This window comes from Bradyrhizobium sp. CER78 (assembly GCF_029846235.1).
Taxonomy (GTDB): domain Bacteria; phylum Pseudomonadota; class Alphaproteobacteria; order Rhizobiales; family Xanthobacteraceae; genus Bradyrhizobium.
This window is the reverse complement of record NZ_JARVWP010000016.1, coordinates 150,478-173,956: the sequence shown is the minus strand read 5'-3', so window position 1 is coordinate 173,956 and position 23,479 is coordinate 150,478. Positions and strand designations below refer to the sequence as shown.

Annotated in this window: 22 protein-coding genes; 4 read left to right on the top strand and 18 right to left on the bottom strand. The window is 65.5% G+C overall.

From position 1 onward, the window contains the following. The first annotated feature begins 12 nt into the window (after positions 1-12). Complete coding sequence (locus QDT69_RS28905; protein ID WP_279709864.1) at positions 13-1,008, top strand: phosphotransferase; 996 nt, start codon at positions 13-15, stop codon at positions 1,006-1,008. Positions 1,009-1,011: 3 nt separating this feature from the next. On the opposite strand, the gene QDT69_RS28900 is transcribed toward QDT69_RS28905, so the two are convergent. Next, complete coding sequence (locus QDT69_RS28900) at positions 1,012-1,719, bottom strand: NUDIX domain-containing protein (protein WP_279709863.1); 708 nt, start codon at positions 1,717-1,719, stop codon at positions 1,012-1,014. Positions 1,720-1,900: 181 nt separating this feature from the next. On the opposite strand from QDT69_RS28900, the gene QDT69_RS28895 reads away from it, so the two are divergent. Together QDT69_RS28895 and QDT69_RS28890 are read left to right on the top strand one after the other, a co-directional pair. Beyond that, positions 1,901-2,947, top strand: coding sequence for an SPFH domain-containing protein (locus tag QDT69_RS28895; protein ID WP_279709862.1), 1,047 nt, complete (start codon positions 1,901-1,903; stop codon positions 2,945-2,947). Then, the gene (locus QDT69_RS28890; protein ID WP_279709861.1) at positions 2,931-3,866 is read left to right on the top strand and encodes a sugar kinase; all 936 of its coding nucleotides are present in this window, start codon (positions 2,931-2,933) and stop codon (positions 3,864-3,866) included. Before QDT69_RS28895 ends, QDT69_RS28890 begins: the two co-directional genes overlap by 17 nt. Before the next feature lie 27 nt (positions 3,867-3,893). On the opposite strand, the gene QDT69_RS28885 is transcribed toward QDT69_RS28890, so the two are convergent. The 3 genes from QDT69_RS28885 to QDT69_RS28875 form a co-directional block, all read right to left on the bottom strand. After that, positions 3,894-4,076, bottom strand: a complete 183-nt coding sequence (locus tag QDT69_RS28885) for a hypothetical protein (protein ID WP_279709860.1) — start codon at positions 4,074-4,076, stop codon at positions 3,894-3,896. 89 nt (positions 4,077-4,165) lie between these two features. After that, positions 4,166-4,621 (bottom strand): cupin domain-containing protein, encoded by a 456-nt coding sequence (locus tag QDT69_RS28880; protein ID WP_279709858.1) that lies wholly within the window; start codon positions 4,619-4,621, stop codon positions 4,166-4,168. A gap of 96 nt (positions 4,622-4,717) precedes the next feature. Continuing rightward, the gene (locus QDT69_RS28875) at positions 4,718-5,233 is read right to left on the bottom strand and encodes a GNAT family N-acetyltransferase (protein WP_279709857.1); all 516 of its coding nucleotides are present in this window, start codon (positions 5,231-5,233) and stop codon (positions 4,718-4,720) included. Positions 5,234-5,432: 199 nt separating this feature from the next. Between QDT69_RS28875 and plsY the strand changes: the two genes are divergently transcribed. Continuing rightward, positions 5,433-6,119 carry a glycerol-3-phosphate 1-O-acyltransferase PlsY gene (gene plsY / locus QDT69_RS28870; RefSeq protein WP_279709856.1) on the top strand — a complete coding sequence of 229 codons (687 nt, stop codon included), beginning with the start codon at positions 5,433-5,435 and terminating at the stop codon, positions 6,117-6,119. Positions 6,120-6,166: 47 nt separating this feature from the next. On the opposite strand, the gene QDT69_RS28865 is transcribed toward plsY, so the two are convergent. The 14 genes from QDT69_RS28865 to QDT69_RS28800 all read right to left on the bottom strand — a co-directional run bounded on the left by QDT69_RS28865 (position 6,167) and on the right by QDT69_RS28800 (position 23,448). Further along, positions 6,167-6,997 carry a cysteine hydrolase family protein gene (locus QDT69_RS28865; RefSeq protein WP_279709855.1) on the bottom strand — a complete coding sequence of 277 codons (831 nt, stop codon included), beginning with the start codon at positions 6,995-6,997 and terminating at the stop codon, positions 6,167-6,169. A 45-nt stretch (positions 6,998-7,042) separates the two neighbouring features. Further along, the gene (locus QDT69_RS28860; protein WP_279709854.1) at positions 7,043-7,966 is read right to left on the bottom strand and encodes an ABC transporter permease; all 924 of its coding nucleotides are present in this window, start codon (positions 7,964-7,966) and stop codon (positions 7,043-7,045) included. After that, the gene (locus QDT69_RS28855; protein WP_279709853.1) at positions 7,963-9,072 is read right to left on the bottom strand and encodes an ABC transporter permease; all 1,110 of its coding nucleotides are present in this window, start codon (positions 9,070-9,072) and stop codon (positions 7,963-7,965) included. The genes QDT69_RS28860 and QDT69_RS28855 overlap by 4 nt, the downstream gene beginning before the upstream one ends. Next, positions 9,065-10,618, bottom strand: coding sequence for an ABC transporter ATP-binding protein (locus tag QDT69_RS28850; RefSeq protein WP_279709852.1), 1,554 nt, complete (start codon positions 10,616-10,618; stop codon positions 9,065-9,067). Before QDT69_RS28850 ends, QDT69_RS28855 begins: the two co-directional genes overlap by 8 nt. 2 nt (positions 10,619-10,620) lie before the next feature. Next, positions 10,621-11,610: a BMP family protein gene (locus QDT69_RS28845; protein WP_279709851.1), complete on the bottom strand. Its 990-nt coding sequence runs from the start codon at positions 11,608-11,610 to the stop codon at positions 10,621-10,623. Positions 11,611-11,710: 100 nt separating this feature from the next. Then, positions 11,711-13,156, bottom strand: a complete 1,446-nt coding sequence (locus QDT69_RS28840; RefSeq protein ID WP_279709850.1) for a DUF1116 domain-containing protein — start codon at positions 13,154-13,156, stop codon at positions 11,711-11,713. Then, positions 13,156-14,754, bottom strand: coding sequence for an acyl-CoA synthetase FdrA (gene fdrA, locus QDT69_RS28835; protein WP_279709849.1), 1,599 nt, complete (start codon positions 14,752-14,754; stop codon positions 13,156-13,158). Before fdrA (QDT69_RS28835) ends, QDT69_RS28840 begins: the two co-directional genes overlap by 1 nt. Before the next feature lie 232 nt (positions 14,755-14,986). Further along, positions 14,987-15,946 carry a carbamate kinase gene (gene arcC / locus QDT69_RS28830; protein ID WP_279709848.1) on the bottom strand — a complete coding sequence of 320 codons (960 nt, stop codon included), beginning with the start codon at positions 15,944-15,946 and terminating at the stop codon, positions 14,987-14,989. Positions 15,947-15,950: 4 nt separating this feature from the next. Next, complete coding sequence (fdrA, locus tag QDT69_RS28825; protein WP_279709847.1) at positions 15,951-17,459, bottom strand: acyl-CoA synthetase FdrA; 1,509 nt, start codon at positions 17,457-17,459, stop codon at positions 15,951-15,953. Continuing rightward, positions 17,456-18,706 (bottom strand): DUF1116 domain-containing protein, encoded by a 1,251-nt coding sequence (locus QDT69_RS28820; protein WP_279709846.1) that lies wholly within the window; start codon positions 18,704-18,706, stop codon positions 17,456-17,458. The genes fdrA (QDT69_RS28825) and QDT69_RS28820 overlap by 4 nt, the downstream gene beginning before the upstream one ends. A gap of 10 nt (positions 18,707-18,716) precedes the next feature. After that, positions 18,717-18,905 (bottom strand): hypothetical protein, encoded by a 189-nt coding sequence (locus tag QDT69_RS28815; RefSeq protein ID WP_050420843.1) that lies wholly within the window; start codon positions 18,903-18,905, stop codon positions 18,717-18,719. A gap of 179 nt (positions 18,906-19,084) precedes the next feature. Next, on the bottom strand, positions 19,085-20,026 hold the full coding sequence (locus QDT69_RS28810) for a DUF2877 domain-containing protein (RefSeq protein ID WP_279709845.1): 942 nt from the start codon (positions 20,024-20,026) through the stop codon (positions 19,085-19,087). Positions 20,027-20,041: 15 nt separating this feature from the next. Beyond that, positions 20,042-22,576 (bottom strand): branched-chain amino acid ABC transporter ATP-binding protein/permease, encoded by a 2,535-nt coding sequence (locus QDT69_RS28805; RefSeq protein WP_279709844.1) that lies wholly within the window; start codon positions 22,574-22,576, stop codon positions 20,042-20,044. Continuing rightward, a complete protein-coding gene (locus tag QDT69_RS28800) occupies positions 22,573-23,448 on the bottom strand; it encodes a branched-chain amino acid ABC transporter permease (protein ID WP_050420846.1) in 876 nt (291 codons plus the stop codon). Before QDT69_RS28800 ends, QDT69_RS28805 begins: the two co-directional genes overlap by 4 nt. Positions 23,449-23,479 lie beyond the last annotated feature (31 nt).

Below are 23,479 nucleotides of genomic sequence, written 5' to 3'. Positions count from 1 at the left end.
AACTCTTTGCGCATGAGTGCTCTCGATACACTTTCGCCTGCCGAGCGCGATGCAGCAAATGCCGCACTGCGTGAGGTGATCGGCACGCAAACGATCGACGCCGTGACATCCGTCTCCGGCGGCGCCACGGCAGCGCGGTTGTTCCGGATCGATGCCGGCGGCGGGAACTATTTGCTGCGAATCGAAGGCGCGCCGAGCCCGCTGCGCAATCCGTATCAATATGTTTCGCTCGGGATTGCCGCGAGCGCCGGCATCGCCCCGCGACTCTATTATGTGAACGAGACGTCGCGCATCGCGGTGATGGACTTTGTACAGCGGCAGCCGCTCGGCCGCTATCCCGGCGGCCTGCCGGCGCTGGCAAAGGCGCTTGGCGAATTGCTGTCGCGCCTGCAGGCGACACCGACCTTTCCCGCCTTCGTGCGCTATCCCGATATTGTGACGCGGCTGTGGGCTCATGTCTGTCGCACCGAGTTGTTCGCGCCCGGCATGCTCGACCAAAGCAACGAGCATCTCGAACGCATCCGTGCGGCCTATGCCTGGGATGAGGCGAACTCGGTGTCGAGCCACAACGATTCGCTGCCCGCCAACATCCTGTTCGACGGCAACAGGCTCTGGATGATCGACTGGGAATCCGCCTACCGCACCGACCCGCTGGTCGACATCGCCATCGTTAGCGACAGCATCGCACGGACGCCGGAGCTGGAAGACATTCTGCATCGCGCCTGGCTCGTCCGCCCGCTCGACGAGGCGCTGCGCGCGCGGCTGCGGTTGGTCCGCGCCCTCACCCGGCTCTATTACGCCAGCGTGCTGTTCAGCGCATCCGCGACGGCGCCGCGCACCATCGCCGACACGAGCCTCGCAGCGCCGACACTTGCCGAGTTCGCGGAGGCCGCCCGCGCCGGCCGGATCAGGATCGGCACACCCGCGGCCAAGCACGTGCTCGGCAAGATGTTTCTCGCCGCGTTCCTCTCCGACATTACGACGCCTGGCTTCGATCTGTCGGTATGACGTTTACCCCGGCGGATTGAACGTGCGCGCGAAGAACACCGGCGCCCTCGCCTTCTTCAACCGGTAGAGCTGCGCCGGCCGATTCGGCCCCTTGCGCATCCTGGCGACCGGCTCGATCAGGTCGGCGGCGAGCATGCGGGTGCGGAAGGCACTCTTCTCCAACGGACGATCGAGCACGATCTCAAAGGTCCGCTGCAATTCCGGCAGCGTGAATTCCGGCGGCATCAGATAGGCGGGCAGCGAGGTGTACTCGACCTTGCTGCGCAAGCGCTGCACCGCCGCGTGCAGGATCTCGGCATGATCGAAGGCAAGTTTCGGCCGCACTTTCTCGCCCTCGACCGCGAACCACTGCGCATCCGCGGCGAGCGCGCCTCCCGCGGCGTGCTCCGGCAACAATGCGAAATAGGCGTGCGTCGCAGACCAACCGCGCGGATCCCGCGTGGCACTGCCCCAGCTGCCGAGCTGCTCCAGATACGGGCTGACCACCCCGGTCTTGTCCTTCAGCTTGCGCACCGCGCAGGCTTCGAGATCGCGGTCGCCGGCGATATCGACAAAGCCCCCGGGCAGCGCCCAAACCCCTGGAAACGGTTCGGTTTCCGCTCTTGGCCGCTGAACCAGCAGGACCTGAAGCGCGTCTGACCTGATGGCGAAGATGACGACGTCGACCGTCGTCAGCGGCCGCGGAAAGTCGAGTTCCGGTCTCTCGGGCATGCTCTCCCCGCCTCCTTGGAGCTTCCTGTGACGCGCATTCTTCACGCGAACCGGCGTCCACTTCGTTTGAAAACGCTCCGGTGCCGTGAACCTTTTCGCGTCCCGGCTTGACAATAACATACTTAGTTGTACAGTCCAACTAACTTAGTTGTTCAGCCACACTTACTCAGGAGTGCACGCCATGTTCGGTCTCCGCTTCATCAAGGCCCAGCCGACCACCTACCTCATGAAATACCGCGGCGGCGCGGTGACCCAGCAGGGCGCCGGCCTGTCCGGCTTCTACTATGGGCCGGTTACATCGTGGGTCGCGGTGCCGATCGGCAGCCGCGACGCCGCCTTCATCTTCCAGCAGATCGCGCGCGACTTTCAGGCGCTGACCATTCAGGGCCATGTCACATACCGGATCAGCGAGCCGCAAAAGGCCGCCGCGATGCTGAACTTCACCCTCAAGGCCGACGGCAAGACCTATGAGTCCGACGACCCGGAAAAGCTGCCGCAGCGGATTCTGGCGACCGTCGAGGTGCTGGCGCAGCAGGCCGTGAAGGAGCTGACCTTGAAGGAAGCCCTGCAAGCCGCCGATCGCATCGCCGGGCTGATCGAAGGCGGGCTGCGCGGCCGCGCCGACATCGCCTCCCTCGGCCTCGAAATCCTCGGCGTCTCGATCCGCGGCGTGAAGCCGACGCCCGACACTGCCAAGGCGCTGGAGGCCGAGGCGCGCGAGGCGATCCTCAAGAGCGCGGACGAAGCGATCTTCGCGCGGCGCAACTTTGCCGTGGAGCAGGAACGCGCCATCCGCGAGAGCGAGCTCGACACCGAGATCGCGGTCGAGCAGAAGAAGCGTTCGATCCGGGAAACCCAGATGGACGCCGAAGCGAGCGTCGCAGCCAAGCAGGCCGAGCTGCGCGAGGCCGGCATGGTCGCCGACATCACGCTGGAGAGCAAGCGCAAGGACTTTGTAGGCCTCAACGCCGAGAACACCCGCACGCTGGCGGATGCCGAAGCCTATCGGGTCGGTGCGCTGATGAAGATATTCGAGGGCGTCGACACCCGCGTGATCCAGGCGCTGGCCGCAGCCGGCATGCAGCCGGGACAGCTGATCGCGCAGGCCTTCAGCGGGATTGCCGAAAAGGCCGAGAAGATCGGTCAGCTCAACGTCTCGCCCGATCTGCTCAACACGCTCTTGGACAAGCCCGCCGCCGTGGAGGCCCTCCGTGCCCGCCGACAATGACCGCAAGATCGTCCTCGTCACCCGCAAGACGCGGCTCGAGGAGCTGATCGCGAAATATCTGACGGCGGCGCAGGCGCGCTTCTATGTCGAGCATCTCGGCGCCGACTTCTCCGACTACCAGCGCGAGCACGATGTCTATCAGGCTGAGCGCCGCGTCACCGTGCAGGCACTGGAGCAATGGGGCCGCTACCAGATCATCGACCGGAGTTTCCTGCCGAACTTCATCTTCGGCCCGTCCGACATCGTGGTGGCACTCGGCCAGGACGGCGTCGTCGCCAACACGATGAAGTATCTCGACGGCCATTCGCTGATCGGGCTCAACCCAGATGCCAAGCGTTACGACGGCATCCTGTTGCCGTTCGTGCCGCGCGACCTCCCTGCCCTGCTGCGCGAGGTCGCAGCCGAAAAGCGCGGCCACAAGGCGGTGACGATGGCCAAGGCCGCGCTGACCAACGGCCAGGTGCTGTACGCGGTCAACGACCTCTTCATCGGCGCGCGCACGCATACCTCGGCCGTCTACGAGATCGCGCTCGCCGAGCAGAGGGAGCGGCAGTCCTCGAGCGGCCTGATCGTCGCGACCGGGCTCGGCTCGACCGCCTGGTTCAAGAGCATCGTCACCGGCTCGCTTGCAATCGCCGGCGCCTTTGGCGGCAGCGCCGGCAGCCCGCCCTATCTGCCGCAGGCGTGGGATGCCGGCGCGCTGCGCTTTGCGGTGCGCGAGCCGTTTCCGAGCCGCACCTCGCAAGTCACGCTGGTCTGCGGCAGCCTCGATCGTGCCGAGCACCTCAGCGTTCGCTCGCTGATGCCGGAGAACGGCGTGATCTTCAGCGACGGCATCGAGGCCGACCGGCTCGACTTCAATTCGGGGACGGAAGCGCAGATCACAGTCGCGGATCGCGAAGGACGGCTCGTGGTGTGAGGCTGCCGCGCTCTCCGGCCGCGCAACTCACTGCGGCACGGGATGTAGCCTTGCCAGCTGATCGAGCGACAACCCAGCCTCGCGATCGCTCAGGGGAAAACGGACGATGATGTCCTGGCGCGCAAGCTGCCCCCACAGTGCGTCCGACGACCACTTCTGCGGCTCAGGCCCGCGCGGACCGTCAATCCAGATGAAATACCATTCCGCCATAGCCCGCGACCAAAGCTCCCTCACCGGAAGATTGATCCTTCGCGGGCCAATCCGCAACGCCGGATTTCGTACCGGTTTGCGGTTCAGGTCTATTCGTAGGGCCGGCCGTCCTTATGCAGGAAGCGGCCATCGGAGCTCGGGCTCATCATGTCGATGTCGGAGCAGGTGATGACGTCGGTACGCGAGCGCGAGCCGACCTCCAGATAGGTCGCCGTCATCTGCGACCGGTTGATCATGTGATGCCCGTTGCCGGAGTTTTTCGGAAACGCCGCACAATCGCCGGCGCGCAACACCGTCTCGCCGGCGTCCTCGATCAGCACTAATTCGCCCGCCAGCACATAGACGAATTCGTCTTCGTCGGAATGCCAATGGCGCTGGCTCGACCAATTGCCCGGCGGCAACCGCATCAAATTGACGCCGAAATCGACGAGCCCGCCGGCATCACCGAGGCGCTGCCGCACCCGCTCGGCACTTGAGGCGGCGAATTCGGCCGGATAGCCGGTCCCCTTGCGTTCCGGCACTTTTGTCAGATCGATCTTCGGCATGGCGACTTCCCCGCGAGGTGACGAGCGAGCGTTTCTCGGCTGTGTCCATAGCTAGCGCGATCGCCGGTCGGAAATGTGTCGCTTGATTTGCGGCCGTCAGCTCCGCCCGACCAGATCCTTCGCCATCAGGATGTCGTCATGGTAGCGGCCGTCGATCTTCAGCGCGTGCCTTTCCAGCCCGTACTCGACAAACCCCATGCTCTGATAGAGCCGAAAGGCCGGCTCGTTGCCTTTCACCACGACAAGCTGCACCAGCTCGACCGATTGTGCCGCGAGCTCGAGCGCGGCTTCGACCAGGAGACGGCCGACGCCGGCGCGCCGCGCCTGCTGCCGCACATACATCCCGACCAGCATGCCCTTGTGCTGCCGCTTCGGCCCATCAGCCGCAATGAAGCCGACAATGCCGGCGAGTTCACCGCCCTGAAATGCTCCGAGGATCACCACCCCGCGGTCCAGCCTCTCGGCGAACCAGCTAACGGGATGGACGCTCTCCGTCTCATATGCGCTGCCGAACGCCTCGGGGCTCAACCGCAGCGCCTCGAGACGGATGTCGCGATAAAGCGCGGCGTCCGCAGGCAAGAGGCGTCGTATCTCGCTGGAGCGTGTCGTCATTCCGTGTCCTGTCTCCGTCGCGGCCGCATGGCCGGTCGATCGGCCAGTCAATCGCGGTATCTATCGCGCGGCCAGCCTATTCCAAAGCGGATTGAAGCGGGTAAGAAGGCAATCCACCTCTCGTATCGAGGTTTCGGCCGCCGCACCGAGGTAGACTCCGGACGACGCATCCCTGACACTACGGCACGGAGGGACGCCTATGGTTTTCTGGATAGCAAGCGTGGCCGGATTGGTGGTCGGCTATCTCTTCGGTGCTACGCCCGCGGGCTATCTGGCGGGGAAACTGCTCAAGGGCATCGACATCCGCCAGCACGGCTCCAGATCCACCGGCGCAACCAACGTCTTGCGCACCCTCGGCAAGTGGCCCGCCTTGGCGGTCCTGCTGGTGGATGTGCTGAAAGGCGCGGCAGCGATCGCGTTTGCCCGCTGGTTTTATTCCTGGCTTTATACGTTGCCGTCGGTCACGCCACCGACACCCTTTGACCAGCAAACCTTGCTGCCCTGGGCGGTCTGCCTGGCCGGACTTGCCGTGTTGTTGGGACACAGCCGCTCGATCTGGCTGAATTTTACCGGCGGGAAATCCGCGGCGACGGGGCTCGGCGTGTTGCTGGCTATGTCCTGGCCGGTCGGCCTGGGCGCAGCCCTCGTCTTTGGCGTTGTGCTGGCGTTTTCCCGGATTGTGTCCCTGAGTTCGATGTCGGCGGCGCTCGCTGCGATCGCCCTGGTCTGCGCCATGGAGCAGCCGTTACCATATCGGCTGCTGGTCATCGCAGGTGGCCTTTACGTGATCGTGCGCCATCGCGCCAACATTCAGCGGCTGCTGGCTGGGACGGAACCACGCCTGGGATCAGGCAGACAAGGATCGAACGCGGCTTCGCAAACCTAGCGTGGGCACGCCCGCCGGGATCACGAAGCCACGACTTGCCCGGGGTGTCACCGGTGCTGCTGGATATGCTCCTGAACGGCACCGATGACGTCAGACGAATGCGTCACGAAGCCGAAGCATTTCTTGACGTTGAACAGGGTTGCTTCAACACAAAAGCCCGGCGAAGTCGTCGCGCAGCAATCCTCGACCAGCAGGCAGCCATAGCCCAGGAAGTTCGCATCCGTGAGCGAATGCAGCACGCATTGATCGGTGTTGACGCCGGCAAACAGGATGGTCTTGGTGCCGAGATTGCGCAGAATGCTGTCCAGCGGCGTGTCCCAGAAGCCGCTAATCCGGTATTTGTCGACGTGAATGTCCTCGGGTTCCTGTTTCAACTCATCGACAACGGCCGCGGCCCAGCTGTCCTTCTGCAACACGCGCGCGCCGCTGCCCGGCAACGGCTCGCCAAGACCGATGCCAGTGCCCTTCGGCTTGTACAAATGGAGCTGGTTGGGCGCCATGTTCTTCAGATCCGGCCGATTGCCCCAGTTCAGCCAGATGACGTGCACGCCGGCATTCCTCAATACCGGAAGCAGCTTCTGCAGCGGCTCGATCGGCGCCCGATCCGGCGTGTGATCGAGGCCGAGATGGTCGACCCATCCGCCCTTGGCGCAGAAATCGTTCTGCATGTCGACGACGATGAGGACGGTGCGGTGCAGATCGACAGTCACCGTCTGGGGCTGCGCGTCGATCGTCACCACGCGGGGCGGCGGCGGCGCCATCGCCATGTTGACGTTGTTGTCATCGACCAGCCATTTGTAGCCGGGAGCGGACCCAAGAGGATTGGCGGCGCTGGACGCAGCGGACTCCGCGGCTTTCGCTAACGTGGAACTCGTCATTGGACTTTCCTCCCTTTGCTTATGCTTTCTTGAAGTCCGTTGCGATCAGCCGCCCCGTTCGAACGGAATGGTCAGCGCCGAGGGCTGTCTGCTCTTTCCGACGAGGCCCGCGATGGCGACCAGCGCCAGCAGATACGGCAGCAACAACAGCAACGCGACCGGCACATCGAGTTGCAGCGCCGGCACCAGGAATTGCAGCGCGGTCGCAAAGCCGAACAGCAGGCACGCCGCCAGCGTGTACCAGGGATTCCAGCCGCCGAAGATCACGGCCGTGATCGCGAGATAGCCCGCGCCCTTGGTCATGTTCTCGGTGAACGTATTGCTGTCCGCAACCGACATGAACGCACCACCAAGGCCCGCAAGGATGCCGGCGTAGAGCACACCGAGATAACGGGTCTTCGCCACGCTGATGCCGGCCTTGTCCGCGGCGCGCGGATCTTCGCCGACCGCCCGCACCGCCAGCCCGAACGACGTGTACTTCAGGATCAACCAGGTCACGACGACCATCAGGATGCTGACATAGGCAAGGCCGGTCTGGTTCGCCAACGCCGGCCCGATCACCGGGATACGTGGGAGCCACGGCAGATTGAGCTGCGCGAAGCCGGGAATCGGATCGCGCGACAGCGGCCCGAAGATCTCGCGGTAGAGAAACGTCGTTGTCCCCAGCGCCAGGATGTTGAACCCGATTCCGACGACCAGTTGATTGGCGCGCAACGTCACGCTCAGCACGGCCTGGACCGCGGCAACCGCAGTCGCGACCAACACGCCGGCCGCGACACCAATGAGCGGCGAGCCGGTCGCCCACGATGCCAGCGCCGCCGTGAAAGCCGACATCAGCATCATGCCGTCGAGGCTCAGATTGAGCACGCCGGCGCGCTCGCTCAGCATCTCGCCGGTTGCGGCAAAAATGATCGGGACCGCGAGGCGAAGTCCGGAGCCGATGAACACGGCCATTTGTTCGTCAATCATCGGGTCACCTTTCGGTTGGTGAGGATCGCGGAACCTGCAATGATGATGACGATCAGGCCCTGGCAGATCAGCACGACGGCCGACGGGACGTGCGCCGAAATCTCCATGTTGATCGATCCCGATCGCAGGAATCCGAACAGCAACGCGCCGATCACGACGCCGACGGCCGAGCCGCGCGACAGCAGGCCGACGACCAGGCCGTCGAATCCGTAGCCCGACGAGAAATCGCTCGTCAGGTAGAATTGCTGGCCGAGGATCATGATCGCGCCGCCGAGACCGCCCAGGCCTCCGGACACCGTCATGGCCAGGATCACGTAGAAGCTCGTCCGCATCCCCGCACGGCGGGAGGCCATCGCATTCAGGCCGACGGCGCGCAGCCGCAGGCCGAGCGAGCTGTGCTTGAGCACCAGCCACACCACGACGACCGCAATCGCCGCAATCAGCAATCCGATATGGAGCGGAGATCCATTGTCCGGGAACAGCAGGGGCAGCTTGGTCGAGTCCGGAATCTCCGCCGATTCCGGCAGCGACGACACATCGCTGATCGGCTTGCGCAGCAGGTGGAAGGACTCGACGGACCAGTACACCAGCGGCAACGCGATGAAGCTCAACAATAATGTGCTGATCACCTCGTTAGTGCCGCGGGCCGACTTGAGAACGCCCGCAAGGCCGCCCCAGACGGCTCCGGCGAGGGTTCCGGCAACGAGCGGCACGATGAACGCCAGTCCCAGCGGCAAGCCGCCGGCGCCATGCAGAGCCGCTGCGGTTGCGAACATGCCACCCATCGCGATCTGCCCCTCGCCTCCCACATTGGTCAAATTGGCACGGCTGGCAAAGATGAAGCCGAGACCGACCAGCGCGAGGCTGATGGCGCGATTGATCGACGCGCCGATGTTGAAATCGCTTCCCGCCATGCCGTCCCAGAAGGCTTCGATCGCCTCGACGACAGAGGCACCTGTCGCAGCGATGATGATGAGGCCAATGCCGAGCGCGATAATGGTCGATACCACTGGCACCAGGACCTGCAACGGCACGAGCTCGAGTCTCGCGCCCTGCGCGACCCGCGCGAGCTTCGGATTCTTCATGACCATGGCCAACCTAGACATGTGCGTGCCCCGACATCATCGCCCCGATCGCCTCACGGCTGAACGACCCGGCGGCGAGCTCGCCAACCAGCTTTCCGCGGTAGATCACCGCGATCCGATCCGACACCGCCATCAGCTCCTCGAGCTCGCTGGAGATCAGAAGCACCCCGAGGCCGTCATCGCGCGCGGCCCGGATGCGGTTGTAGACGGCCTCGATCGCGCCGACGTCGAGCCCGCGCGTCGGCTGTGCCGCGAGCAGGAACACCAGCGGATCGAGCGACAGCTCGCGTGCAAGCACCGCCTTCTGCTGATTGCCACCGGAAAGGCTAGCCATCGAAACATCCGGGCTGCTCGCCCGCACGTCGAAGTCGCGCATCATCGCCTCCGCCGCCTTGCGTCGCGCCGACTTGTCGAGCAGGCCGAAGCGGCTGAATTTTCCGATCGCGCCGAGATAAAGGTTCTCGGCCACCGACAATTCCTTGATGCAGGCGACCGCATGGCGATCCTCGGGAACGATGCCGACGCCCGCGTCCGTGATCTCCTGCGGCGAGCAACCGCCGACCGACGTTCCGCCGACCACGATCGCGCCCGCGCTCGGCGCGGCGAGCCCGGCCAGGATCAGCCCGAGCTCGGTCTGGCCGTTGCCCTCGACGCCCGCGATCCCGACGATCTCGCCGGTGCCGACCGTGAGGCTCAAACCGTCGAGCCTCGGCACGCCATGCGGGTCGCGATACACGAGGTCCGAGATCTGCAGCACCGCCTCGCCCGGCGACGCCGGACCAGCAGCGCTTGAGGGTTTCGCCGGCGTCTTGCCTTCAATGTCGACTGCCGCGGCGAGCACCGAGCCCGCCGACTGCACGTCGCGGCCGACCATGGAGCGCACCAGCGACCGGATGTCGGCGCCCTCCATCGCGACGGTCTCGATGATGCGGCCCTGCCGCAGCACCGTGGTGCGATCGGCGACCCGGCTGATTTCGCCGAGCTTGTGCGTCACCAGGATCACGGATTTTCCGCGCAGCGCCACCTGGCGGCAGATCGCCAGCAGCGCGTCGATCTCGTCCGGCTGCAGAACGGCCGTCGGCTCGTCGAGCACGAGCAGTTGCGGATCGCCGAGCAGGCACTTGATGATCTCGACCCGCTGCCGCTCACCGACCGAGAGGTCCTCGATGCGCGCTTCGGGATCGATCTCGAGCCCGTACTCCGCCGCGAGTTGCTCCATCCGCACGATGATGTCCTGCGGCTTCAGCACCGCACTGGCCCGGCCAAGCATCAGGTTCTCGGCCACGCTCATGTTGGGCACCAGGCTGAAATGCTGGTGCACCATCACGACACCGCGCTGCAGCGCTTCCGCCGGGCCGCGGGGGTGGAACGGCTCTCCGCCCAGCGTCATCGTGCCGGCATCAGGCCGATGCACCCCGAACACCAGGTTGCACAATGTCGATTTGCCGGCACCGTTCTCGCCAAGCAGGCAATGCACCTCGCCGCGCTCGATCTGCAGCGAAATGTCGTCGAGCGCGGTGAAGGCCCCGAAGCGCTTGGTCAAGCCAGACAGTTCGAGAACAGCCACGGTCAGCCCACCTTGACTTTGATCTTGTTCGACAGCAGGTCGTCCTTCAGCTCCTTGATCTTGGCCTGGATCTCGGGCGTTGCTCCGGTGCAGATCTCGATGTCGGCCGAACGTGGCCCCATGGCGAGGCCGAACTGCTTGTATTCCGGGTGCCACGTTCCGGCGACGGCCTGGTCGATGGCGTATTCGACCATGAAGCCGATGCCGCTGACCGTGTAGGCGATGTAGAGCGGGTTGTTGTCGGTGCAGTAGTTGGTATAGCTCCCGATCATCTTGGTGCCCTTCTCGCGCGCCGCCTGCTCCATGCCGCGTACGCCGAGATTGAGGATGTTGTAGTGCACGTCGGCGCCCTGCGCGATCGCGGCAAGGGTTGCTTCCTTCGCCTTGGCGACGTCGTCAAAGTCGCCGGTGTAGGTCACGAAGCATTTGGTATCCGGCTTGACGTGCTTGGCGCCGTTGGCGAACTCCGTACCGGTGTTGACGATGGCCGGAATTTCAAGGCCGCCGACATAGCTCACCGCACCGTTCTTCGACATCATCGCGGCGACGGCACCGGCAATGAAGCCGATCTGGGCCTGCAGCACGTCGTACTGCGCGACGTTTTCGGTCGGCTGTCCGGTCGGGCCGACGATGGAGAACTTCACCTTCGGGAAGCGCTTCGCGACCTTGAGCACCGACGCCTGGGTCTGCCCCGCGGCGCCGATCACCATGTCGTTCTTGGTCGCGAGCGTGACGAGCGCCTGCTCCATGTCGGCGAACTTGACGTTCTCGATCGACGTGATCACGACCTTGTTGCCGTGGCGTTGCTCGGCCGCCTTCATGCCGTTGTAGGCCGACTCCATCCAGCCATGGTCGGCCCGCGACCCCGGAATGAGAATGCCGATGCGGAGCGGCTTCGCCGCATCGTCGGCGAAGGCAAGCCGGCCCGATGAACCGATAAAGGCTGCCGAGAGCAGGCCAGTTTGCAGAAATGCACGACGGGTAGCGCTCATGTGTTTCCTCCTGTTCGTTCCCGGTGTCGCCGCACTCTTTGTTGCGGCATTTTTGTATCGGCGGCGCGGCCGCGCCGTCTTCCTTAGAATCGAAGCCGCGTCATCTCACGCCAATCGTCGCCAGCGCGCCGACGGCGTCGACGAAGCACTTCATCGGGGCCTGCACGACGCCGGCGCCGATGATCCCCATGCCCGGCTCCTTGTGCGCCGTTGCGGTGTTGATGACCGGCCGCATGCTCTCGTCCACTACCCTGCGGACGTCGATGCCGACCGGAGCTCCGATGAAGTCGAGCATCGGCAGAGTGAAGCCGGGGTTGCGACCGATCGTGACGTGCGCCATCTCGCGCGAATAGCGCAGGGCGTCCTGCGGCGTGCCGCCGACGAATTGGACCATCGCCGGAGCCGCTGCCATCGCGAACGCGCCGAGTCCCGCGGTCTCGGTGATCGCGCTGTCGCCGATATCGGGATTGGCATCGGCCTCGCTGAAACCGGGCAGGAACAGGCCGACCGGAATATCGGCCGGACCGACAAACCATTGCCCGTCCAGTCCGCTGACCCTGATGCCGACATTGACGCCGTTGCGCGCCATCGCCGTGACGATGCTGCTGAACGGCACGCCGTGCGCCGCGTCCATGGTCGCCTTGCACGCCGCCATCGACAGGCTCAGGAAGAACATGTCGTCGGCCCCGATCGTCCGCAGCGTCTCGTGAACCAGATCGCGCGAGATCGAGGACTTGAGCAGCGATTCCGTGACGGCGCGATACAACAGCAGGGTCGCGGCCGTGTTGCGATTGTGGACGTCGTCGCCCATGTGCAGCGACTGCGACATCAGCGGCTTCAACGGCAACCCGCCGTCGATGCCGGTGACCGCGGCCTTCAGACATGGCGCCAGCACAGTCTCGATGAGCTTGAGGCCTTCGATCACCTCGGGCGCGAACGCGCCGAAACGCAAAGTCTTGGCGCCGCCGGATTCCATCATCGGCGCATAGGCGCGATTGCCGGAGGTCTTGTTCTGCACCACGAACAGCGGCATCGAGGGCGAGATGATCCCGGTCATCGGCCCGACCGCGCCGAATTCATGGCACGGCGCGAAGCGGATGCTGCCGGACGCGGCGAGTTGCTCGGCCTCTCGCGGGCTCGTCGCCCAGTTCTCATAGAGGATTGCGCCGACCACCGCCCCTTTCATCGGGCCGCACATGTCGTTCCAGGCGATCGGCGGACCGGCATGGAGCAACGTCCGGCCCATGTCCGGCCAAACCTCGGATGCATGTGCCGCGATGTCGACCCAGACCGGCTGCGCGGTCAGGATCCGCTCGAGCACCTCCGCATTGGCGCGATCGATCCGCGATCCCAAGCAGTCCGCATCGGTGGTATCGCCGACCAGTTGCGCGAGGCTCCAGGCGACCTCGGGACTTCCGTCGCCGACCGGCTGCCACTGCAGACGCACCAGCGGCGCACCGCTGCTTTCGACACCGCGATCGAGGTCGGAGGCGCCGAGGCTGATGACGGATGTCTTGTTCTGGAGCGCGGAAGGGGCTGCATTCATCATCGTTCTCCACCTTGCATCACGCGACGCCCCGTGGCGTTGTCGTCCGCTTCCATGCGGCTCGCGATGGCTTGCGCGGCACGCGCTACGCCCGTGCTGCTGCCGACAAGCTCCGCGCCGGCGTCCGCCAGCATGGCCTTCTGGGTCTCGAAGGATTGCGGATCGGCGTCGGTGCCGCAGACGAAGCAGATCACCGGAAGCTCCCGCCCCTGCCCGCGCGAGGCGGCCTTCGCCCGGCGGATCGCCGGAGCCAGGATCTCTGCGGGATTGGGATGACTGCCGTAGCCGAGCACGACGTCCAGCACGATGCAGGCGACAGTCGGATCGTCTGCTTCCTTCAGCAGCCGCTCGATCCGCACGCCATAGTCGATCATCGGATGCGGCCGTCCCACCGTGAATTCATCACTGCCGAGATCGATCGCGGTGTGTCCTTGGCTCGCTTCCACATCGGCGAGATGATCCGCGCCCGCAAGCGGCGCGTTCGACCGGACCCGAAGGCCCGCCGCGCGCCAAATGGTCTGAGCCTCCGAGCAGAACGTTCCTCCCGAATAGAGACCGCGCAGGTAGCGCTGCGACGGCGCCAGCGACGCACAAATCCGCGTTGCCAACGCTTCGATGGACTGCTCGTCACCTCCGGGCTGACGTGCTCCCGCAAGCGCGACGGCCTGTCGCGCCGTCTCCTCGAGCGACGACGTGCGGTGAACATTGCCGGCAGATGCGGCCGGCTCGCCGCCGAGGAAGCAGATCACGACCGGCTTTCCGATCGCGCCGGCGCGCTCGATCACCCGCCTTTGCACATCGCGCGCAGGAGGCTTGGAGACGATGGCGACGACCTTGGTCTGCGCATCTGCCGCCAGCAGCTCAAGGCCCTGCAACATGGTGATGCCGCCGACCTCGCTGGAAACGTCGTGGCTGCCGGTGCCGATGGCCTGCGAGATGCCCTGGCCATGACGATGGATCTGGCACATCACCTCTTGCAGACCGGTGCCTGATGCGCCGACGAGCCCGATCGCGCCCCGCCGAACGACGTTGGCAAATCCAAGCGGCACGCCGTTGATGATCGCCGTGCCGCAATCCGGCCCCATCACCAGCAGCCCCTTTTGCGCCGCGACGCGCTTGATGGCCTGCTCCTGCTCGATCGGCACGTTGTCGCTGAACAGCAGCACGTTCAGACCCCGCCGCAGCGCCTTCAACGCTTCCGCCGCGGCGTAGGGGCCCGGCACCGAGATCAATGCGAGGTCGGCGTGATCGGCAATCGCGACGCCGCGGGAGATCGAGCGCGGCGGTGCTTCCGCCGCCGCTTCAGCCGATCCGCCCTTCGGTTCTTCACCGACGATCAAGGAGTGAATCTCCTGCTCCGCGGCTGCGCGCTTTTCGGGCGCATCGTCCGCCACAACGATCATGATATCGCCAGGCTTGGCGCTCTCGAGCGCCGGGCTCATCAGCCCGGCCTGCTGCAGGAATTCCTTGTTGCTGCGCGTTCCCATCAGCAGCGTGACCCGCTGCACGCCGGTCCGCGCGACCGTGACCTGCGAGACCCGCATCAACGACACGGAATCCTTGTACAGGTTCGCCTTAATGCTGGATTGGATGGCCATGGCCCTGTCGTTCCCTTGAATCCCGCAGGCTGCTTGTTGGTCTTATGCTTGAGCTTCAGCCGGCGGCCAGCTCGATTGCCTGATCGGTTGAGGCGCCGATCCGGCGTCTCAACTGCTTCTGCTCGGTGAGCGCGGGCGCTATTGCGGCCATGAAGATCGAACCGCCATCTTGCTCGACACTCGATACGGATTGGCGCAGGTGGATGTCCCGCCCAAGCGCCAATCCCGGTGCTTACTGAACGACGTGCGTCCCGGTCTCGCCCCGCAGCGCCGCCATGGCGCAATCGAGGTGACTGATGATCGCCCGCTTTCCCCCGCCCTCGAGAAACCGGATCGCCGCATCGACCTTGGGTCCCATGCTTCCGGGAGGAAAATGTCCTTCGCGGTGGTAAGCCTTGATCTCCTCGAGGCTGACCTGATCCAGGTCCCGCTTGTTCGGCTTGCCGAAATTCACTGCGACGCGCGGGACGGCGGTCAGGATCAGCAACTCCTCGATGCCCAGCACGTTTGCGATGTGCGCCGATGTCAGATCCTTGTCGATCACCGCCGGCACGCCGGTGCGCACGCCCTTTGCATCACGGACCACGGGAACGCCGCCGCCGCCTCCCGCGATGACGATCGTCCCCCGCTTGACCAATGCGTCGACCAGCGAGATGTCGCAGACATGCTTGGGCTTCGGCGACGGCACGACGTGACGCCAGCCGCGCCCTGAATCCTCGCGCATCGCCCAATTGAGCTCGGCGCTGATCTTCTTGGCCTCGTCCTCGGAGAAGAACGGCCCGACGAACTTGGTCGGATTCTTGAACGCGGGATCGTCACTGTCCACCTCGACCTGGGTCAGCAGGCTTGCCACATGTCGCTGGTTGCCCTGTTCGCGCAGCGCATTCTCGATCGCCTGCATCAGGAGATAGCCGATGCCGCCCTGGCTGTGCGCGACGCAGATGTCCATGTCCATCGGCGGAATCCGGCTCATCGTCAGCATCTGGCGCATCATGATCTTGCCGACCACCGGGCCGTTGCCGTGGGTGATGACCAGTTCGTTGTCGAGTTGCGCCAGCGGCAGCAGCGCTTCCGCGGTGATCTGCGCGACCGACTTCTGCTCCTGGGAGGTGCCCCTGATATCCTCGGGGTGAACCGCATTGCCGCCGATCGCAACCACCAGGCGGCGCGGCACGTCGTTGAGTGTACGCATTTCCTTACCTCCCGGCATTCTGGACGATGGCGACCGCAAGCTCGCAAGCCTGCGCGTTCGACGGCGCAACGATGAATCCGGCCTGCTCCAGTTTCCTGATCTGCGCAGAGCGCCCCTGCGGATCCTGCTCGGTGCCGACGACGGACGCGACCAAGACAGGTGCATCCGGCCCTCGATCTGCGGCGATCTTCACCAGATGCTCGGCGGGATCGGCGTGCGCGCCATAGCCGAGCACGAGATCGAGCAGGATCACCGAGAGATCGCGGTTCTTCAGCGCGGCACGCAACGCATCATCGCGCACGGACGGGTCGATCATCGGGTGCGGCCGGCCGCGGGTATACTCGTCGTCGCCGAGGTCGATCAGCCGATCGCGTCCGCTGCTAGGCTCGACGCCGAGTTTGAGCACGCCGGGGATAGCGGCGTTCGACGCCACCTTCCGGCCTGCGGCAGCGAGGATCACCTGGGCTTCGGCACACAGCGTTCCGCCGGCGAACAAGCCCTCGACGCCGCCCCGACCGTTACGCGGAAGCCGTGACGCGACGGCGTTCGCGTCGAAGTCCGCGCCGATCTGCTGGTGTCCCAGCGCCAGCTCCGCCGCGCCCTTCAGCGTCGGCGAGAAGCGGGCGTTCGGCGGCAGTTGAACCTCTGAAGCACCGATGAAGCACACGGTGTACGACTTGCTGCTTCTGCCGATCCGCTCGAGGACGGACTTGGCGACATCGGGATGCGGCGGCTTCGAAATCAGCACCACGTGATCGGTTTCCGGATCGGCATCGAATGCATCGATCGCCATCAGCGTGGTGATACCGCCGATATCCTTCTTCAGATCGCGCCCGCCGACCCCGATGGCGTGGGAGATCCCCGCGCCAGCTTCGGAGATCAGGCACGAGATCTCCTGCGTTCCGGTACCCGACGCGCCGATGATGCCGATCCTGCCGCGCGTGAGCTTGTTGGCGAATGCCAGCGGCGCGCCGCCGATCACGGCCGTTCCGCAATCCGGTCCCATCATCAGGAGGCCGGCCGCCCGCGCCTGCTGCTTGAGCGACAGTTCGTCCTCGAGGGACACGTTGTCGCTGAACATCAGCACGTGCAGGCCGCGATTGAGCGCCTTACGAGCCTCGGCGGCGGCGAATTCGCCGGGAACAGAGATCAGCGCAAGATTGATCTCGGGCCTCGCTTTGACAGCGGCGGCAATCGAGTGCGGCCGCCAGGCGGCCTGCGCCTCGCCCTGGGTCTTCGGCTTGTCGAGCGATTTGATCGCATTGTCGAGGGCTTCGCGGGCGGCGGACTCGGACTCGGCCTTGACCGCGATCACGAGGTCGTTGCCCTTTACCGCAGTGCCCTCCTCCAGCAGCCCCGCATTGCGCATGATCGCCGCGTTCGATGGCGTTCCCATCATCAACGCCGCCTCGATCACGCCGGGCGAGCCGGCCACCTCGCGCGACAGCCGCATCAGCGCGACCGAGTCGAGATAGAATCCCTTGCGGACCTCGTTCAGGACGACGACGTTCATGACACACCCAAATCCTTGGCGATCGCGACGATCGCCTGCTGGAAGCACGCTAGCGGCGCCTTGACCACGCCGGCACCGACCTGGCCGATGCCAGGCTCGCGATGCGCGATGCCTGTGTTGATGACGGGCACCACGCCGGAATCAACGACCAGGCGGATATCGATGCCGGTCGGCACGCCCGCGAAGTCCATCGCGGCGATGGTCCATTCCGGATTCTGCGCGACCGTGATCTCGCCCATCGAGCGGGTGAAGTTGCCGGCCTCTGACGGCGCGCCGGCACCGACGAAGCCTGCGACGGCAGGCGCCGCCGCCATCGCAAATCCACCGAGGCCGATCGTCTCGACGATGGCGGAATCGCCCATGTCCGGATTGGCGTCCTTCTCGGAATAGCCGGCGAAATACAGCCCTTCCGGCATTTCGACCGGCGCGGTGAACCATTGCTCGCCGAGCCCGCTGACGCGGATACCGAAATCGGTGCCGTTGCGGCACATGGTGGTGACGATGGTCGAACCGCGAATGCCGTTGGCAGGATCGGTGATCGCCTTGCCCATCGCCATCGCGATGTTGAGGAAGAACTGATCGTTCTGCCCGATGAACGCGAGGCATTCGGCGAGGACGGCGTTGTCGGTCGAGGTGCGCGCCATCCAGGGCGCGATCTCGCGCAGGAAAACACTCGAGCAGGCGAGATTGCGCTGATGCAACTCGTCGCCCATCGACAGGCCCCGCGCAACGATCGACTTCAGGTCGACGCCGCCGGCGGCGCGGATCGCCTTGCCCAGCGTCGGCCCGAACACGTCGCGCAACCAGGCGAGCCGCTTCAGCACGCTCGCGTCGTTGCCGCCGAAGCGCATGACCTTGCCGAGCCCCTCGTTGATCGCGCAATAGGCGCGGTTGGAGAAGCGCGCGTTCTCGACCACGAACAGCGGCATCGACATCGTCGTCATGCCGGTCATCGGGCCGACCGCCCCGAAATGGTGGTTCGGGTGGAATTCGATCTCGCCGCTGGCGGCGAGCTTGGTCGCGGTCGGCAGATCCTTTGCCCATCCCTCGAACACGATGGCGCCGGCGACCGCGCCGCGCATCGGGCCGCACATCCGGTCCCAGGAGATCGGCGGTCCGGCGTGGAGGATCATCCGCTCGCGCAGGCCCGGGATCAATTGACGGGCGGGAACGATGTCGATCAGCCGCGGCTCTCCTTCGAGGATCCGGGTGAGCGCTTGCTGGTTTGCGTCTTCGATCAGTTTCATCGGTGCGCCCTCACACACCGAGCTTCGCGAGCAGGGCCGCCATCTGCGGATCGCCGCCCGCCGACGGCTTCCAGTCGACGTGAACGACGCCGATGTCGCAGTCGCGGAGGTCCTTCACGAACCCCTCAAGCCCGACATTCACGACCTCGACCTTGCGCGCCAGCAACTGCTGATACTGCGGCCTATCCTGATCCGTCATCGTCTCCGCCCTAACGTTCGTTTTCGTTTTGTCGAGCTAATAAGAAAACACTTACTTAGTCAAGACCGGATTCTCGGGAAATGCGAAATCTTCGGTGCGAAGGGAATTCAGCTAAAAAAATGCTCCGAACTTCGTTCGGAGCAGTTTGGGAGAACTCGAAATTTTGATCGGCGACGGCGTCATCGTCCGCGAAGTTCATGGCGAAGGACGATCAAACTGCCCGCGAATGCATCCAGTCCGGATGTATGCCCGATCGCCGAGAGCGCTGTGAGTGCGCGACGAAATCCGGCGCCCTCGCCGCTCATCGTTGCATGAATGGCGGCGTGTAGCGCTGCCGCACCGTAACCCAGCGCCGCCGCGCGTAAATGGATTCGGCTGATGTCATTGGTGCCGTCGAGCAGCGCGCGGCATTGTTCCCACAATGCATCGCGACGTTCGATCCGCCCCAGCGCAGCCAGCGCAATCAGCGCACCGCCGATCAGGTCATCGCCGGACGGCGTAAGTCCCGGCCCGAGACCAATCAAGCTGCCGAGCGAGAGGCTCTGATCCGCATCACCATCCGAGCCGGCCACGACTTGCGCGAGAGCCGCAAGACCGGGCATGGCAGCCCGAACGAGGGGAGAAGCATCGCTCGGCACCCGTCCGGACCCGGCGACGGCGAGGCCTTCGGAAGTCAGCACTCCGCCCCACACCGCATTGACCCCGTCGAGGCCGCGTCGCAGGCTGCCCGTCGACCAGTGTGGTGCTGCGTGCGGCGCCCAGACGGAGCGCCCGGCCAGCTCCGCGAGCGGCGTCCCCGCGACCCACAGCATGGAGTCCGCGACCCGCACGGGATCTCCGACCACTAGTCGCGGCCATCGAAAGTCGCCGAGCACGTGCAAGGGACCCGATCCGATACCGGTCCGTCCAACGCAGATCCAGATCCCGTCGATCACGGCATAGAACGACCGTTCGAACACGGCGACGACCTGGCCCGCGGCGCGATCGCGAAGCGCCCTGTCGGCAAGCAGCCCCACTTCCACGCCAGTGCAGACGGCCGCCGCGCGCCCGGGACACAGCTCGTCCCGCGCACCGATGCGACCAGCCTGCCTTCCGTCAGTTTCGCGGTCTCCGACCAACATCCGCCCTCGCCTCCCTCAGCGTGCCTGGGCCGCGAAGCGTTGCGGCGCGCCGGCCTGGGCCTCCCCGCCCAGATAGGCCGCCTCGAGCAGCGGATCCTCGGCGATGATGTCGGCGGCGCCGCTCTTCAGGATCGCCCCGGTCTCGAGGAGATAGGCCCGGTCGGCCAGCGCGAGCGCGTGGCCCGCCATCTGGTCGACCACCATGATGGTCATGCCCTCGCTGCGCAGCCGTTCGAAGGACGCAAACAGTTCGTCGACGACGAGCGGCGCGAGGCCGAGCGACGGCTCGTCCAGCATGAAGATCTTCGGCCCGGTCAGCAGCCCGCGCGCCACCGCGAGCATCTGCTGCTCGCCGCCGGACAACAGGCCGGCGCGCTGGTCGATGCGCTCCTTCAGCCGCGGGAAGCGCACGAACATCGCCTCGATCTCGGCGTCGAGGTCGAGGCCCTTGCGCGCATAGGCGCCGAGCTCAAGGTTCTGCTTCACCGTCAGTTCCGGAAACACCTGCCGCCCTTCCGGCACCAGCACGACGCCCGAGCGGGCCCGAACATGTGCGGGCATCGTGTCGATGCGCGTCTCGGCGAGCCGCACTTCGCCCGTGGATCGCGGCGGTTCGAGACCTGCGATCGACCGCATCAGGGTGGTCTTGCCGGCGCCGTTGGCGCCGAGCACGGCAACCGCCTCGCCGGGGGCGACCACCAGATCGATCCCGTTCAGGGCGCGCGACAGGCCATAGAACGAGTCGAGCGCCTTGACTTCGAGCGCAGTGCCCTGCCGCTCCGGCCGCGGCGCACGGGTCTTCTCGCCCGGCGTGGAGTCGCCCAGATAGGCCTTGCGGACCGCCGGATCATTACGGATCGCCGCCGCATCGCCGATCGCGATGCGCTTGCCGCCGTCGAGCACGACGATCAAATCGCTCAGCGACATGATCATCGGCATGTCGTGCTCGACGATGATGACGGCGATCCCGAGATCGGCGATCCGGCGCAACAGCGTGGTCAGGCGCTGCTTGTCGCCCTTCGAGAGGCCCGCCGCGGGCTCGTCGAGCAGCAGGATGCGGGGCCGCAGCGCCAGCGCGCGCGCGATCTCGACCAGCCGCTTCTCGCCGTGCGACAGCGAATCCGCGAGACGGTCGACGTCGCCATCGACGCCGGCAAAGCGCAGCAGGAACCGGGCAAATCCCTCGGTCTCTGCGTTGCGCAACGCAGAGACGATGCCGCCGAGACGGCCGACCCGCTCGGCGAGCAGGATGTTTTCCAGGATCGTGAGCGAGCCGAACAACTGCGTGGTCTGGAACGTCCGCGCCACGCCGACCCGCGCCAGCAAATGCGACGTCATGCCCGTGACATCGCGATCGCCGAGCATCACCGTTCCCGCCTGCGGCCGGTAGAAGCCGCAGAGCAGATTGAGCGCGCTGGTCTTGCCGGCGCCGTTCGGGCCGATGATGCTGGTCACGGCACCGGGCGCCGCCTTGAACGAGACGCCCTGGACGGCGCGCACGCCGCCGAACGAGATCGAGAGATCCGTCACGTCGAGCCCGGCCGCGTTGTGCGTTTCGAGGATCGCCGCATCGGCAAGCGCCGGCGCAATCGCAGTCTCGGCCAAGGGCTTGCGCGCCGGCAGGAACTTTGCCGCGAGCTGCTCCACGAGCCCGACGATGCCGGACGGCGCGGCGCGCAACACGACGAACAGCAACACGCCGAAGGCCAGCAGGCGATATTCGGCCAGATCCGACAGTGCCTCCGGCAGCAGCACCACCAGCGCGGCGCCGATCACCGGGCCGAGCACCGAACCGGCGCCGCCGACCATCACGCCGAACAGCAGCAGCACCGATTGCAGGAACGGAAACGAGCTCGGGCTGATATAGCCCTGCAGCGGCGCAAACAGCGCGCCGGCCAGCGCCATCGCGGCCGCCGAGATCACGAAGGCGATGGCGCGCACATGCACCAGATCGATGCCCAGCGAGCGTGTCGCGACCTCGGTATCGCGGGCCGCGCGCATGGCATAGCCCCAGCCGCTGCGCTTCAACCGCTCGAACAGGAAGAGGCCGGCAAACACCAGCACGATGCCCGCGATAGCCAGGGAGCGCTCGGACAGCGTGTAGCCGAACACGCTCGGCGGCGCGCTCAGCATCAGGCCGTTGCCGCCGCCGGTGAGATCGCGCCACTCGATCGTGACATGTTCGACGATGAAGCCAAAGGCAATCGTCACCATCGCCAGATACGGCCCGCGCACGCGCAGCGCCGGCAGCGCAAGCAGGCCGCCGACGATGCTGACCAGGACGATGGCTCCCGCTGTCGCGGCAAGGTAGGGCCAGCCGGCCTTTTCCATCAGCAACACCGTGGTGTAGGCGCCGATCGCCATGAAGCCGATATGTCCAAGCGAGATCTGGCCCGCGAGGCCGAGCAGGACGTTGAGCCCGATGCAGGCGATCGCGGTCAGCGAAATCGTCGCGATCAGGAACACCGCGTAGCTGTCCGCGACCGCGGCATAGAAGATGGCAATCGCGAACGCTGCGACCGCGATCAGAAGGGAAGCGCGAGAAATCATACCTTCTTAACTCCAGCTCGGCCGAGCAGCCCGTGCGGCATGATGACGAGGATGACGATGACGGAAGCGAACGTGATGATCTGGGTGTAGACCGACCCGAGATAGTTGGTCGCGAACACCTCGATCAGGCCAAGACACAGTCCGGCCAGCATGACGCCCCAGGCGCTGGCGAGACCGCCGATGATCGCGGCGGCGAACGCCTTGATGCCGAACAGCGTGCCCATCTCCGAGGAGACGTTGAGCAGCGGCGCGATCAGCAGCGCGGCGACGCCCGCCAGCATCGCCGACACCGCGTAGCTCGCGGCGATGGCGCCGCTGACATTGATGCCCATCAGCCGTGCGGCGTTGGGATTTTGCACCACTGCAAGCATTGCGACGCCATGCCGCGTGCGGCGGCTGATCAGATGCAGCGCCAGGGCAAGCAGCAGGCCGACCACGGGAATCAGGAGCTGCAGCGGGTAGACCCCTGCCCCCTCCACGATCTGGATCGGCTTGGCCGCGAGCACCGACGGGAAGCTGCGCGGCTCCTTGCCGAACACGAACAGCATCACATTGTCGACGATGATACCGACCGCAACCGTCGCCATCAGCCAGTTGTCCGACCCGCGCTGCACAAACGGACGAACCGCGAAGCGTTCGATCAGAACGCCGTAGACCGCGCAGACCAGCAGCACCGCGGGGATGCCGATCGCGGCCGGCCAACCCCACACGACGAGGAAGAAGTATCCGGCAACGGCTCCCAGGGTCATCGAGCTGCCCTGCGAGAAATTGACCGTGCCGGACACGGCGTAAGTGACGTGAAAGCCTAGCGCGAGCAGACCGTACATGCTCCCCAGCGCCATTCCGGTTATTATCGCCGAAAGAAACGACATTGATGATCACCCCGATCTGCTTGCTGGACGA

Excerpts from the sequence above, each read along its gene's own strand:
- QDT69_RS28895 (WP_279709862.1), top strand. The coding sequence starts at position 1,901 with ATGTTCGGTCTCCGCTTCATCAAGGCCCAGCCGACCACCTACCTCATG.
- QDT69_RS28865 (WP_279709855.1), bottom strand. The coding sequence starts at position 6,997 with ATGACGAGTTCCACGTTAGCGAAAGCCGCGGAGTCCGCTGCGTCCAGC.
- QDT69_RS28905 (WP_279709864.1), top strand. The coding sequence starts at position 13 with ATGAGTGCTCTCGATACACTTTCGCCTGCCGAGCGCGATGCAGCAAAT.
- QDT69_RS28885 (WP_279709860.1), bottom strand. The coding sequence starts at position 4,076 with ATGGCGGAATGGTATTTCATCTGGATTGACGGTCCGCGCGGGCCTGAG.
- QDT69_RS28815 (WP_050420843.1), bottom strand. The coding sequence starts at position 18,905 with ATGACGGATCAGGATAGGCCGCAGTATCAGCAGTTGCTGGCGCGCAAG.
- QDT69_RS28820 (WP_279709846.1), bottom strand. The coding sequence starts at position 18,706 with ATGAAACTGATCGAAGACGCAAACCAGCAAGCGCTCACCCGGATCCTC.
- QDT69_RS28845 (WP_279709851.1), bottom strand. The coding sequence starts at position 11,610 with ATGAGCGCTACCCGTCGTGCATTTCTGCAAACTGGCCTGCTCTCGGCA.
- QDT69_RS28810 (WP_279709845.1), bottom strand. The coding sequence starts at position 20,026 with ATGTTGGTCGGAGACCGCGAAACTGACGGAAGGCAGGCTGGTCGCATC.
- QDT69_RS28840 (WP_279709850.1), bottom strand. The coding sequence starts at position 13,156 with ATGAATGCAGCCCCTTCCGCGCTCCAGAACAAGACATCCGTCATCAGC.
- QDT69_RS28875 (WP_279709857.1), bottom strand. The coding sequence starts at position 5,233 with ATGACGACACGCTCCAGCGAGATACGACGCCTCTTGCCTGCGGACGCC.
- QDT69_RS28805 (WP_279709844.1), bottom strand. The coding sequence starts at position 22,576 with ATGATTTCTCGCGCTTCCCTTCTGATCGCGGTCGCAGCGTTCGCGATT.
- fdrA (WP_279709847.1), bottom strand. The coding sequence starts at position 17,459 with ATGAACGTCGTCGTCCTGAACGAGGTCCGCAAGGGATTCTATCTCGAC.
- QDT69_RS28880 (WP_279709858.1), bottom strand. The coding sequence starts at position 4,621 with ATGCCGAAGATCGATCTGACAAAAGTGCCGGAACGCAAGGGGACCGGC.
- plsY (WP_279709856.1), top strand. The coding sequence starts at position 5,433 with ATGGTTTTCTGGATAGCAAGCGTGGCCGGATTGGTGGTCGGCTATCTC.
- QDT69_RS28855 (WP_279709853.1), bottom strand. The coding sequence starts at position 9,072 with ATGTCTAGGTTGGCCATGGTCATGAAGAATCCGAAGCTCGCGCGGGTC.
- QDT69_RS28860 (WP_279709854.1), bottom strand. The coding sequence starts at position 7,966 with ATGATTGACGAACAAATGGCCGTGTTCATCGGCTCCGGACTTCGCCTC.
- QDT69_RS28900 (WP_279709863.1), bottom strand. The coding sequence starts at position 1,719 with ATGCCCGAGAGACCGGAACTCGACTTTCCGCGGCCGCTGACGACGGTC.
- arcC (WP_279709848.1), bottom strand. The coding sequence starts at position 15,946 with ATGCGTACACTCAACGACGTGCCGCGCCGCCTGGTGGTTGCGATCGGC.
- QDT69_RS28800 (WP_050420846.1), bottom strand. The coding sequence starts at position 23,448 with ATGTCGTTTCTTTCGGCGATAATAACCGGAATGGCGCTGGGGAGCATG.
- fdrA (WP_279709849.1), bottom strand. The coding sequence starts at position 14,754 with ATGGCCATCCAATCCAGCATTAAGGCGAACCTGTACAAGGATTCCGTG.